Genomic DNA, 13,418 nt, shown 5'->3' on the forward strand with positions numbered 1-13,418 from the left:
GGGTTTCGAAGGGATTAATTTTCGAACCCACGTGGAAGGTGATTTGCGCATGCAACTTGTCGCGCACGATCATGAATTCATTGACATTGCGGCCGGTGACTATGTCGCAAGTATTTCCCAGTTCGGTGGTGGTCCGAGATCACTGGAGTACTGTGGCCTGCCACTGCTGACTGACTATCCCAAAGGGTTCAATCCACCGTTGTCCGCAGGTACGCTCCTGGCTCCGTGGCCGAACAGGGTCGCTGACGGAGTATTCATCTTTGATGGGGAAGTACATCGGCTAGATATTTCGGAGCCGTCCCGGGCGAATGCTATTCACGGGTTTGTTGCAGATCGCGTTTGGTCTGTGGTCGATTCTGATGACAGCAGCGTCACCTTGGGCGTGGAAGTTGAGCCGCAGCCGGGCTGGCCTTGGGAACTCGGTCTGACCGTGCGTTGGCAAGTCACAGCCTCAGATGGCCTATCGGCGGAGTTCACAGTGCATAATCGCAGCGATAGGGAGTGCCCGTTTGGTCTGGGCTGGCATCCTTACTTAAGCGCTTTGGGCGCTGATTTCGACAGTTGCACACTGCGGTTGCCCGTTGATAAAAACCTGCCACTGGAGCCAATTCGAAACTTGCCCGCCGGCCCAGCGGTGCCAGCGGAGACAGTGGTTCCCAGCCTTCGAGAGGGGGTATCCCTGGATGGACTGTGGCTGGATCACTGCTTCTTTGCTGCCGCGGAGGCAGCGGGGAGTGACTCGCCGCGCCGTCGTGAAGCGCATTTGGTTGGGCCAAATGGCAAGGGTGCTGTGCTCTGGGCCGATGATGAATTCAGGTTCTTCCAGGTCTATGTTGCGGACGCCGGACGACGAGAAGGATTTCCTGGGCACGGGAATGCGATTGCGGTGGAGCCAATGACATGTCCGCCGGATGCGCTACGCTCCGGTACCGGTTTGCTGCGAGTTCAGGCTGGAGAGACAACAACTCTTGCCATGGGGCTGCGCGCGGAAACGGGTGGAAAATAGTTTTCCCAGCGCAGAAGAGTACAGCCCCCTCAATGGAAATCCCGGGCCGGGAGCAAGCCGCCTAGTTTAGGCGGTATTCCCCCCGGTCTTGGGGGGCTACTGTAATGCAATCTTCTTCCGCTGCGGCTTGAGCAGCGTGGTGAGGAAGATTAGTACCACGGCAAATCCCGCGGCGGTAAACATCGCAATGCTATAGCCACGAATCACGTCGTCGGCGGCAGGAGCTGCTGCACCAGTGCTGGACAGGCCAGCGGCAATAACAGCTGACAGTGCCACAAACAGTGCAGTACCGACAGCGCCGGCAACCTGCTGCAGCGTGTTCATAATTGCTGAGCCATCCGGGTAGAGGCGCTTCGGAAGATCACCAAGACCGAATGTAAACAGCGGAGTAAACAGCAGCCCCAGGCCAATCTCAAGGACGATGTGGCAGGCGACAATCCACCACAGCGGAGTCGATGCTGAGATGAAGCCGAGCCCGAAAAGACCGAGGGCAAGGACAACGGAGCCGGGAATTGCCAGTGGGCGCGGACCATAGCTGTCAAAGAGCCGACCGACAGCCGGTCCCATAAGGCCCATAACCAGTGGACCAGGCATCACAATCAAACCAATAGTCTTGACGTCGACACCTCGCAGATTGAGGTAGAGCGGCAAAATGATGATCACACCGAACATCAGCATGAAACCAATGGTCAGAATGATTGTGGACAGCCTAAAGCTCTTTGTGCGGAAGGTTCGAAGATCCAGCAGAGCTCGGTTGTGCGGTGCCAAACGGCGCTGGCGCATGATGAAGAATACCAACAGCACGATGCCGACTACGCACAGGATTCCGTCGATAAGCGAAAACTCTGCGCCTACGCGGCTCAGCGCGTACACCAGCGGGCCGAATGCACCGGCACTGAGGAACACCGAGAGGATATCGATGGGCTTCGCGGAGTTTTCCTCAATATTGGGAACGAGAATGACACCCACTACCAGCACAATTAGGCCGAGCGGCAACATCGTGTCGAAAAGCGCATGCCAATTGTTATTTGCGATCTCCAGAATGAGACCGGAGATGGTCGGTCCGATAGCAGGCGCGACAGCGATGACCACGCTCATTCGTCCCATCATGCGCCCGCGCTCATGCTCCGGTACTACGTTGAGCACCGTGGTCATCAGCAGCGGCAGCAGCACTGCGGTACCGGACGCTTGGACAATGCGTGCGAGCAGAACGATCGCGAAGTTTGGCGCGAAAGCACCGATGAGAGTGCCCACGACGAATAGTCCTTGACTGACCGCGAAAAGAATGCGGAACGGCACTGCCGAAATGAGAAATCCAGTGACCGGAATGACAACTGCCATGGTCAGTAGGAACGATGTTGTCAGCCAGCCTGCGGTAGCTGCGCTGATTCCGAGGTCCGCCTTGACGACGGGAATTGCGACGCTCATGACCGTCTCGTTCAAGATAGCCATGAATGCCGCAGCTAGTAGCACGTAAATGGCCATATAAGCACTTTTGGGCGCATCGGCCTGTGGTGCCTCCGAACTTGGGCTGAGTTCGGAATCTTCAGATTCAGAAACCAATTGAAGTCTCTTTCTATATATCGGTACAGAAATAGGTAATTGTCGAAGACATGGAATCTTAGCGCAACAAAAACCCCGTCGTAAGTCGACAAAAGGCAAAGCGGACGGGGGCATTGGCACACAAGTTGGCCAACACATTCTAAGGTAAGGGAGAAAGATAAACTCGTTGGGAAAGGACAATAGCTGTGAGCAATATCAAGGTCGGCGTACTTGGCGCCAAGGGCAAGGTAGGGTCCACCATCTGCGAGGCAGTTGAAGCCGCCGACGATTTGGAGCTGGCAGCGGGTCTCGACTCTGGCGATGACCTGAATGAACTTGTCACCGCTGGTGTGCAGACCATTGTTGACTTTACTCAGCCCGACGCTGTGATGGGCAATCTTGAGTTCTGCATTAAGAATGGCATCAACGCCGTCGTGGGTACTACGGGCTTTACCAAGGAGCGCCTCGATCAGGTGCAGCGCTGGCTTGACCACGCCGCCGGTGAGGCCAATGTTCTTATTGCACCGAACTTCGCAATCTCCGCGGTACTGACGATGAAGATGGCGGAGCTAGCCGCTCCGTACTTCGATTCCGCTGAAGTTATCGAAATGCACCACCCTTTTAAGAAGGATGCACCCTCGGGCACCGCTATCCACACTGCTGAGGCTATTGCTCGTGCTCGCAAGGAAGCCGGCATGGGGGAGCAGCCGGACGCCACTGAGCAAACTCTCGATGGTGCTCGCGGTGCTGAGGTCGAGGGCATTCCGGTGCACGCAGTCCGTATGACCGGTTCGGTGGCTCACGAGACCGTTATCTTCGGTGCAGAAGGGCAGTCGCTCACCATCAAGCAGGACTCCTACTCGCGCACCAGCTTCGTACCAGGCGTTCTGCTGGGTGTGCGCAAGATTGAGGATTTTCCGGGCCTGACTGTGGGACTGAAGCCATTCCTGGGACTTTAATGGCCGGGAGTTAACTGAAAATGTCTGAAAATGTCACTCTCAAGGCGCAGCTAATCGCCGCGACCAACTTCTTCCCGCCGGAGGACATCGACTTTGATAGCGATGCCGATGGTGGGGAAGCATTGATTGAGTTCTCCGGCAGGGCTTGTTATGAAACGTGGGACAAGCCCAATCCACGAACGGCGACGAATAGGGGATATCTGCGACATGTGCTTGAGGTAGGCCACACCTCACTTTTTGAACACGCAAGTGCAAGCATCTATGTTCGTGGGCTGTCGCGCTCGTGTGCACATGAACTCACACGGCACCGCCACTTTTCCTTTTCGCAGTTGTCGCAGCGGTTTGTGCCGGCCAGTTCCAACAATGTTGTGGTTCCTCCCGCAATTGCGGAGGACCCGGATCTGTTGCGAGTTTTCGAAAGCGCGGTTGATCAGTCCCGTTTCGCCTATGGTGAGTTATTAGACGCACTGGAAGAGAAGTGGGCCGACGAGCCCAACGCTATCTTGCGGCGAAAGCAGGCACGCCAGGCAGCCCGGGCGGTTTTGCCCAATGCCACCGAAACTCGAATCGTGGTTACTGGTAATTTCCGGTCTTGGCGCCACTTCATTTCGATGCGTGCGACTGAGCATGCCGATGCTGAAATTCGGGAGTTGGCAGTGGCTTGCCTGCGGGAGCTGCAGCGCTGTGCTCCTGTTGCTTTTGGGGATTTTGAGATTAACACTCTGAAGGATGGGTCGGTCGTCGCGTCGAGTCCTTACGCCTTCGAGGGGTAATCGCACGTACAGTGTGAAGATATAGTCGATTGAGATTTTTAAGAAAAGGTAGTCAACAATGAGCACAGGAATTGCGTCAACTCGCGGTGCTGACATTTTCGGCACCGTCGCCGTAGCTATGGTGACCCCTTTTGATAAGGACGGAAACCTCGATGTCAAGGCGGGTGTGCAGCTCGCTGGTCATCTTGTAGACGGTGGCTGCGATGCACTCATTCTGGCCGGTACTACCGGCGAGTCGCCTACTACGACGGTTGAGGAAAAGCTTGAGCTTCTCCGAGCTGTCCGTGCAGAGATGGGTGACGAGGTTAAGCTCGTGGCCGGTGCCGGCACCAATGACACGGCCGGGTCCATCGAGCTGGCAAAGGCTTCTGTGGAGGCGGGCGCGGATGCGCTGCTCGTCGTCACGCCGTATTACTCCAAACCGTCCCAGGAGGGGCTGTACCGTCACTTTACGGCAGTGGCTGACGCAACCGAGGCGCCGGTGTGTTTGTATGACATTCCGCCGCGTTCGGTTATTCCGATTGAAGTTGATACCATTTACCGGTTGGCGGAGCACCCGAGAATCCAGGCTGTTAAGGACGCCAAGGGGGATTTGGGAGCTGCCGCCGGCATTATCGCTAATACTGATTTGGCGTGGTACTCCGGTGACGATGTGCTGAACCTTCCGTGGCTGTCTATTGGCGCCACCGGGTTTATTTCCGTTATTGGACATGCAGCCCCGCAGCTGCTGGCTGAGGTGCGCTCTTGCTTTGACAAGGGAGACCTTGCTGGTGCGCAGGCTGCCCACGCGAAGATGACTCCGCTGTTTGCCGCTCAGGCTGCACTTGGCGGTGTAAGTTTTGCTAAATCCGCTCTGCGTCTGCAGGGCATTGAGATAGGAGATCCACGCTTGCCGCAAATTGCAGCAAATGACCAGCAGCTTGAGATGCTTGAAGAAGCTATGCGGAAGGCGGGTGTTCTGTAGTGGCTGAAGGACGCAATCGCGCCCGCAAGGTAACTCGTAAGGCTGGTCCGCCTTCCGAGTCCGACGTGGCTGCAGCAGAGCAGTCCAATAACTCTGCATCCAAGGGCTCCGACAAGGGTGGAGCTAAATCCAACGGCTCGAAGTCCTCGCAGCGTTCCGGTGAGCGTAAGAACTCCGGTAACGCTAAGAAGTCCCAAGGTTCTTCGAATTCTTCCAACCGCGGTTCCCGCGGTGGTCGCGGCGGCCGTGGAGGTAACCGCGGAAATAGTTCGAGGGGTGGCCGTGGCGGACGCGGTGGCAACCGTCGTAACGTAGTCCAGTCGATGCAGGGTGCAGACTTGACGCAGCGTCTTCCTGCACCGCCGAAGGCCCCCAAGGACGGCCTGCGCGTGGTCGCACTGGGCGGTATTTCCGAAATCGGTCGCAATATGACCGTGTTGGAGTACAAGAACCGCCTGATCATCGTCGACTGCGGCGTGCTGTTCCCGAGCTCGGATGAGCCGGGTGTTGACCTGATCCTGCCTGACTTCTCCTACATGGAAGACAAGTGGGATCGCGTGGAAGCTCTCGTGGTCACCCACGGTCACGAGGACCACATCGGTGCTATCCCTTGGTTGCTCAAGCAGCGCGCGGACATCCCGATTATTGCTTCTCGCTTTACCCTGGCACTGATTCAGGCCAAGACACAGGAGCACCGTCAGCGCCCGAAGGTCATCGAGGTCAACGACACCAGCCACATTCAGCGTGGTCCGTTCGATCTGCGTTTCTTCAATGTCAACCACTCGATTCCGGAGTGCCTTGGCATCGTCATTAAGACCGGAGCTGGCATGGTCGTCCACACCGGTGACGTGAAGATGGACCAGACCCCGCCGGACGGGAAGCCGACTGACCTGCCGGCGCTGAGCCGCTACGGTGATGAGGGAATCGACCTCTTCTTGTGTGAGTCCACCAACGCTACGATTCCGGGCTTCTCGGGATCCGAGGCGGAATTGGCTCCAACTCTGCGCCGTCTGATTATGGATGCCAAGCAGCGCGTTATCGTCGCGGCCTTCGCATCGAATGTCTACCGCGTGCAGGCGGTCATCGACGCAGCTGTTAAGGCTGGCCGCAAGGTTGCCTTCAACGGTCGCTCTATGATTCGCAACATGCGCATCGCGCAGGAATTGGGGCTGCTGACCGCTCCGGAAAATACCATTGTGGAGATGAACGAGGCCGCTCGCATGGCACCCCACAAGGTCGTGCTGGTGACTACCGGTACGCAGGGTGAGCCAATGGCTGCGCTGTCTCGCATGGCCCGCCGTGAGCACCGTCAGATCACCGTCCGTGATGGCGATCTGATTATCCTCAGTTCGTCGCTGGTACCCGGTAACGAAGAGGCAGTCTTCGGCGTTATCAACATGCTGGCCCAAATTGGTGCCACGGTTATCACCGGTAAGGATGCGAAGGTTCACACCTCCGGTCACGGCTTTGCCGGCGAGCTGCTGTTCCTCTACAACGCAGCTCGTCCGTCGAACGTCATGCCGATTCACGGTGAGTGGCGCCACCTCCGTGCCAACAAGGAGCTGGCTGTGTCCACTGGCGTGAAGCCAGAGAACGTTGTCCTGGCTCAGAACGGTGTGGTAGTCGACCTCGTTGATGGCCGCGCTCGTGTAGTTGGCCAGGTTCCGGTCGGTAACCTCTACGTCGATGGCGTCACCATGGGTGACGTCGACGCTGACGTGCTGGCAGACCGTGCTGAAATGCGTGAAGGTGGTCTTATCACCGTCACAGCCGTCATTGATAACCGCACTGGCCGCCCGTTGGAGAAGCCACGGGCTCAGGCTCGCGGTTACTCGGACGACGCCAAGGAAGTGCTCGAAACCGTCGAGCAGGTCGTTGACGATACTCTCTTTGACCTGGCTGGCAGTGGCGAGAACAACCCGTACCGTATGGCTCAGGAAGTTCGTCGCCGCACCGAGCGTGTCATTAACCAGAAGTGGCGTCGCAGCCCGATGGTTGTTCCGACAATCGTGCCGATGTCCTCTGAGGCAGCCGAAGAGGTTACCGATGAGGAAATCCAGGAGTCGCGCGAAAGTATCTAAATCTCTAGAGCGTCTTTTAGCGTAAGAGCCCGCATCCACCTACAACCGTGTGGATGCGGGCTTCTCCGTGCCTGGTCTAGGCTGGAGCTATGACTTTTGCTGAACGGGAACGTGAAGACCTAGCTAATCTACTGCTCAGCGTCGGCCCCGACGCACCGACCTTGTGCGAGGGGTGGACGACCCGGGATCTTGCCAACCACCTGTACATTCGCGAAAACCGTCTGGATGCCGCTGGCGGGATGTTCGTCAAGGCGCTTTCGGACCGCCTCGATGCTGTTACCGCTGAGGTCAATCGAATGCCCTACGTCGAAGTGGTGGGGAAGTGGGGTAGTGGTGCTCCGCGATGGAATCCAATGAACTGGGCAGACCGCTACGTCAACGCTGCGGAGAACTTCGTCCATCACGAGGATGTCCGTCGTGCTCAGGAAGGCTGGACCGTTCGTCAGCTGCCACCCTCCGGAGTTTCGGACCTGTGGCGTCTGGTCACTACTGCCGGCCGTATGATGTTGCGCGGTTCGACCTCGACCGTGGTGCTAATGCGTGACGACGGGGTTGCGGTGACCCTAATCGACAACAGTGCTAAAGGTGCTCCAGTTGTGACTGTCCGCGGAAGCGTCGGGGAACTGGTGCTGTGGCTCTATGGCCGTGACGAGGTACGCGTCACCATCGACGGCGACAAATCGGGCATCAAGCGCAACAGTCTTTAAGATCACGTTCTCAGTTCTGGGTGGTCGCGACGCCACGCCTGTTAAACAATGACACGCGTGTGACTAATGTGAAAACGATCCGGTGTTAGCTGTAAGGTAATGGTCATGTCTGCGACCAGCCGAACCAGAACTGACAATCGTCGTGGATCTTCCCGCTCTGCGGAGACAGATGCCACGCGGCGATACCCCGTGCACAGCGCCACGGAGGAATTCGAGCGCACTCCTAGCGCCATGTCGTTCGTGGGCAATAGCTTGGCCAGCGCCTGGACTGAAACTGCCCGCGGCGTGGCCGGTCTCGCCCGTCGGGTAGGCGGTCGCAAAAATAAGCGAAACGAAGAGGAGAATATGTCGCGGCGCGAAAGTGACGCCGATTTTTCGACGAAGCCCCGTAGGAAGCGTCGTAAAGCAGCTAGCGGCTATGACGATGTAATTGAACCGCCGGCACCGGCCTCCGTGCCAGCTGACGAGTTCGACGCAGATTTCGAGGAGGGTGGTGAACCGGGCTCGAAGGATGGCCTGGCACTACTCGTGCTGGCGTTGGCAATTGTGCTCGCTGGTTCGACATGGTTCCACCTGGCAGGGCCAGTGGGGGAGTTCATTGAAACGGCAGTGCGCACGCTCATTGGTATCGGCGCTTTTGTACTTCCGGTGCTGCTCGGTGTTGTTTCCGTATTGATGATGCTGGATGCGATGCCGCGTCGTGAACGTCTGACACCTACCATTACTGGAGCTTCGCTGATTGTGGTGGGTCTGCTCGCAATTGTGCATATCGGCTCTGGTCGTCCTGCGGACTGGCAGGGGCGACGTGCAGCTGGTGGCGCAATCGGTGGTTATATCGGTTCGCCGCTAGCAGCCGGGTTTACCTCGTGGGTCGCCGTGGTTTTGTTGCTGGGCATCGTTTTTTACGGCGCTCTGGTGCTCTCTGGCGCGACGGTGCGTCAACTCATCGATGCCACTAAGGAGTACTTCAACTTTTCCGAGTGGTCTTCGCGTCGTGCCGGCGACGAGCCGGAATTGGACGATCCCTACGGCAATGTCGATGACATGCTGGAACGTCGTGCGAGCTGGGATTCGGATACCGCATATGCCGATGAGGACTTTGACCAGCCGACGCAGCTAATCGAGCGTCGCCCAAGCCACAGCGGCCGCACGCATCATTCCTCGTCGCGTTCGACCGATCGCTCTGCTTACCGAGCTCCTCGCCGTGGCGCGGATAGCCGTATGTCTGCACCCGAACCCGCGCCTTACGATGAACCGGATGCTGACGGTAACCTCTACGATCTTTTGGACGAAGAGCCGCAGAGGACTCGACAGGCTCCGCGACCTGCCCGTCAGGTTGAGGATGTCGACTACGATTCGGCAAAGACCACAGTGTTTGATGTCCGGCATGGGGCACAGCACTGCAACCGAGTCTCCCCGGTGGAGCCGGCGTTTCCGGCGGCTGAGTACGTGGAGGAAACTCAGTCGGATGCTGTGCATCGGGACACCGCCGAAACGGAATCGACTATTCCGGCTGTCGGGGGCACGAACTACCACGCTGCCGACGAGGAGTATGACGAGTACTCCGAGTACCCGACGCAGGAGGCTGCTGCAGCGAGCAGCAGCGAACGCAATCGTGTTTCCGCTTCCCGAGCTCCGAAACAGCCCGTTCAGCCTGAGACCGTAGCGCCCGAGAGTGCCCCGCAGGGCGAGTCGTCTGTCGACGATTCGCGGGATGCGGTTTCTGAGGCTACCCGTCGCACTATGGATGCCATTGCCGCTCGTTCTGGCATCGATGCCTCTAAGATTCCGGCCACAACTCCGAAGTCTGAATTGGAAAAGGACGCCGAGGGTACGTCCGCTTCGTCGGCATGCACGCCGGAGTCTGACTACCACCTGCCATCGACTAACTTGTTGATCCCAGGTGAGCGCCCCAAGACACGTACGGCGACGAACGACCGCATGATTGAAGCGATTACTGAGGTATTCGCAGAATTCAAGGTCGACGCTGCAGTGACTGGTTTCTCTCGCGGTCCGACGGTGACTCGCTACGAGGTCGAGCTTGGCCCGGGCGTGAAGGTCTCGAAGATCACGAACCTCCAGTCCAACATTGCCTATGCGGTAGCGACCGACAATGTCCGCCTGCTGACTCCGATTCCGGGCAAGTCAGCCGTTGGTATCGAGGTACCGAACAACGACCGTGAGATGGTTCGGCTTGCCGACGTACTCAACGCGCCCAAAACCGTTGCGAACGATGACCCGATGCTGATTGGCCTCGGTAAGGATATTGAGGGCGAGTTCATCTCGCACTCTATCCAGAAGATGCCGCACCTTCTCGTTGCCGGTTCGACCGGTTCGGGTAAGTCCGCGTTCGTAAACTCGATGTTGGTGTCGCTGCTGACGCGTGCAACCCCGGAGGATGTCCGACTGATTCTGGTGGACCCGAAGATGGTCGAGCTGACTCCCTACGAGGGGATTCCTCACCTGATTACGCCAATCATCACTCAGCCGAAGAAGGCCGCGGCGGCTCTGCAGTGGCTGGTTGAAGAGATGGAACAGCGGTACATGGACATGAAGGCCGCCCGCGTCCGTCACATCAAGGACTTCAACCGTAAGGTCAAGTCCGGTGAGATTACGACGCCACTTGGCTCGGAACGCGAGTACCGTCCGTACCCGTACATTGTCTGTGTCGTCGACGAGCTGGCAGACCTGATGATGACCGCACCCCGCGATATCGAAGATGCGATTGTGCGCATCACGCAGAAGGCCCGTGCCGCCGGTATCCACTTGGTGTTGGCTACGCAGCGTCCGTCTGTGGATGTGGTCACCGGTTTGATTAAGACGAACGTGCCATCGCGATTGGCATTCGCTACCTCGTCACTCACGGACTCCCGCGTCATTCTTGACCAGGGCGGTGCTGAAAAGCTCATTGGTATGGGCGATGGCCTGTTCATCCCACAGGGTGCAGGCAAGCCGCGACGTCTACAGGGTGCCTTCGTCACAGACGAGGAGATTCAGGCCGTAGTCGATGCAGCTAAGGCACAGGCCGAGCCGGATTACACCGAGGGTGTCACAGAGGATAAGAGCGCTGAGGCTGAGCGCAACATTGACCCCGATATTGGAGATGATCTGGAAGATTTGCTTCAGGCAGTCGAGCTGGTGGTCACCGCACAGCACGGGTCGACCTCGATGTTGCAGCGCAAGATGCGAGTCGGCTTTGCCAAGGCTGGTCGACTGATGGACCTGATGGAAACTCGCGGAGTGGTCGGGCCATCAGAGGGCTCTAAGGCACGTGAGGTGCTGGTCAAGCCAGAGGAGCTCGAAACCATTAAGTGGATGATCAAGGGCGCAAATCCGGAGGACGCTCCTAAGGAAGAAGTAAACGTAGTCGACGCTGATCCGAATCAGTCTATGGCGTAGGACGACCTAGCCTCACCGCGGTTTCTGATTGCGTGTATAGTCGGCACACGTGGAGGGGAGTATCCCCGGTAAAGCGGATGTTTTCCGCTAGCCCGTGACGGTTATCGTCAGCACGGATTGGACGCACAGACTCGCTTTGTGCAGATTCAATCCCGGTGCCGTCACTTTTGCCACTTTGGCAGAAGCAGGAGAGACCTCCGGTTCATGTTCGCACGACCGGAGGTCTTTTTTTTAATATGCATGTCCCCGCATTGGTATGGATCATCACCATTGTGGTCGTCATGGGTTTTATCGCCTTTGACTTCTATGCACACGTTCGCACGCCGCATAACCCAACTATGAAGGAAGCCGGCGGCTGGACCGCTTTCTACGTAGTCTTGGCATTAATTTTTGGCGGAATGGTGTGGTTGTTGTGGGATCACCACCGAGGCATTGAGTTTCTATCGGGCTATATCACTGAAAAGGCGCTCAGCGTAGACAACCTGTTTGTCTTTGCGCTCATCATCGGTGCGTTTAAGATTCCACGCCAGTACCAGCAAAAGGTTTTGCTGTTCGGTATTGCGATGGCGCTGGTATTCCGAGGCCTGTTCATTTGGGCTGGTGCTGCCGTTATTGCCAAGTGGTCCGACGTTTTCTACCTGTTTGCAATTTTCCTGATTTACACGGCTATCAAGACGGTGTACGACGAAGCCGTCGATAAGCCGGAACCCGATCCGTCGGATATGAAGCTGATTCAATGGCTGCGTCGAATTGTCCCGATTTCGGACCATTACAACAGGGACAAGCTGACCGTTAAGGAAAACGGCAAGCGTTACTTGACGCCACTTGCCATCGCGCTGGTGTCCATCGGTTTTATCGACGTGATGTTTGCGTTTGACTCTATCCCGGCTATCTACGGCCTGACGGATGAGGCATACATCGTCTTTACTGCAAATGCCCTGGCTCTCATGGGTTTGCGTCAGATGTACTTCTTGCTTGACGGTCTGCTGGATCGGTTGGTGTACCTGGCTTATGGTCTGGGAGTCATCCTGGCCTTCATTGGCGTGAAGTTGCTATTGCACGCACTGCATGAAAACAACCTGCCGTTTATTAACGGCGGTGAGAACGTGTCGGTACCTGAAGTATCGACCTGGGTGTCGCTGGCGGTCATCGTCATCGTGCTGGTGGTGACTGTCCTGGCATCGTGGCTCAAGATTAAGCGTGATGAAAACATGGGTGCGATTGCCCTTCCGCGTGTTCACCACGATGATCATGGAAACGACGATGGCCTTGGCTCTCACGCTTCTTCTGCCTCTGTCGGTGAGAGGTCAGCGTCGGCCGGAAACGAAACTAACGGTTCGCACACCGGTAAGAACGAGCCTGGGCATTAATCGAACACGATTGTGAGATAAGGTAACAACTGTGACTGCTCCAAGTGCTGATACAAGCCGTGTTTCCAACTGGAACTTGCCCAATTTCCTGACCGTGCTTCGCATCCTCGGAGTGCCGGTGTTCTTGTGGGTACTTCTTCAGGAGGGCGGCGAAGCCACCAATTGGCGCTGGTGGTCGTTTGTCGTCTTCGCGCTTCTGATGGCGACTGACAAGTTGGACGGGCACCTCGCACGCAGCCGTAATCTCATTACCGACTTTGGCAAGATTGCCGATCCGATTGCCGATAAGGCGCTGATGCTGGCCGCGCTGATCGGTATGAATATCATCGAGATTCTGCCGTGGTGGGTGACTGTCATCATCGTGATTCGCGAAGGTGGCATCACCATCTGGCGTATGTTCGCACTGCGTCAGGGGCGTGTTGTTCCGGCTTCTCGGGGCGGCAAGATAAAGACGGTCCTGCAGTCTGTAGCAGTGGGGCTATTCCTGATGCCAGTGGACTGGTTGTTCTGGCCGTCCTGGATTGTGATGATTGCCGCGATTGTCGTCACCGTCGGTACCGGAATCCAGTACATTGTGGATGCGCGTAAGGTCTCGTAGAGGAATTAAGTGGAGGTTA

General features: G+C 57.2%; 10 protein-coding genes. 9 read left to right on the forward strand and 1 reads right to left on the reverse strand.

Annotated features, from left to right (window positions below; genetic code table 11):
- Positions 1-49: 49 nt before the first annotated feature.
- Positions 50-1,006 carry an aldose 1-epimerase family protein gene (locus tag CRD20_RS10145; protein ID WP_070643069.1) on the forward strand — a complete coding sequence of 319 codons (957 nt, stop codon included), beginning with the start codon at positions 50-52 and terminating at the stop codon, positions 1,004-1,006.
- Positions 1,007-1,102: 96 nt separating this feature from the next.
- Here the strand turns inward: CRD20_RS10145 and CRD20_RS10150 are convergent, their stop codons facing one another.
- Positions 1,103-2,491, reverse strand: coding sequence for an MDR family MFS transporter (locus CRD20_RS10150; protein ID WP_246819623.1), 1,389 nt, complete (start codon positions 2,489-2,491; stop codon positions 1,103-1,105).
- 263 nt (positions 2,492-2,754) lie between these two features.
- Between CRD20_RS10150 and dapB the strand changes: the two genes are divergently transcribed.
- From dapB to pgsA, 8 genes are all read left to right on the forward strand, one after another.
- Positions 2,755-3,507, forward strand: a complete 753-nt coding sequence (dapB, locus tag CRD20_RS10155) for a 4-hydroxy-tetrahydrodipicolinate reductase (RefSeq protein ID WP_187405344.1) — start codon at positions 2,755-2,757, stop codon at positions 3,505-3,507.
- Positions 3,508-3,527: 20 nt separating this feature from the next.
- Positions 3,528-4,280 carry an FAD-dependent thymidylate synthase gene (gene thyX / locus CRD20_RS10160; protein ID WP_016422599.1) on the forward strand — a complete coding sequence of 251 codons (753 nt, stop codon included), beginning with the start codon at positions 3,528-3,530 and terminating at the stop codon, positions 4,278-4,280.
- A gap of 58 nt (positions 4,281-4,338) precedes the next feature.
- Complete coding sequence (dapA, locus tag CRD20_RS10165; RefSeq protein ID WP_070643065.1) at positions 4,339-5,244, forward strand: 4-hydroxy-tetrahydrodipicolinate synthase; 906 nt, start codon at positions 4,339-4,341, stop codon at positions 5,242-5,244.
- Positions 5,244-7,325 (forward strand): ribonuclease J, encoded by a 2,082-nt coding sequence (locus CRD20_RS10170; RefSeq protein WP_049170842.1) that lies wholly within the window; start codon positions 5,244-5,246, stop codon positions 7,323-7,325. Before dapA ends, CRD20_RS10170 begins: the two co-directional genes overlap by 1 nt.
- Before the next feature lie 89 nt (positions 7,326-7,414).
- A complete protein-coding gene (locus tag CRD20_RS10175) occupies positions 7,415-8,032 on the forward strand; it encodes a TIGR03085 family metal-binding protein (protein ID WP_187405345.1) in 618 nt (205 codons plus the stop codon).
- Between the two features lie 105 nt (positions 8,033-8,137).
- On the forward strand, positions 8,138-11,431 hold the full coding sequence (locus tag CRD20_RS10180) for a DNA translocase FtsK (RefSeq protein ID WP_187405346.1): 3,294 nt from the start codon (positions 8,138-8,140) through the stop codon (positions 11,429-11,431).
- 236 nt (positions 11,432-11,667) lie between these two features.
- The gene (locus CRD20_RS10185; RefSeq protein ID WP_070602732.1) at positions 11,668-12,801 is read left to right on the forward strand and encodes a TerC family protein; all 1,134 of its coding nucleotides are present in this window, start codon (positions 11,668-11,670) and stop codon (positions 12,799-12,801) included.
- A gap of 31 nt (positions 12,802-12,832) precedes the next feature.
- Positions 12,833-13,399: a CDP-diacylglycerol--glycerol-3-phosphate 3-phosphatidyltransferase gene (pgsA, locus tag CRD20_RS10190; RefSeq protein ID WP_048733493.1), complete on the forward strand. Its 567-nt coding sequence runs from the start codon at positions 12,833-12,835 to the stop codon at positions 13,397-13,399.
- Positions 13,400-13,418 lie beyond the last annotated feature (19 nt).

This window comes from Corynebacterium sp. LK33, assembly GCF_014334955.1.
Lineage (GTDB): Bacteria > Actinomycetota > Actinomycetes > Mycobacteriales > Mycobacteriaceae > Corynebacterium > Corynebacterium jeikeium_D.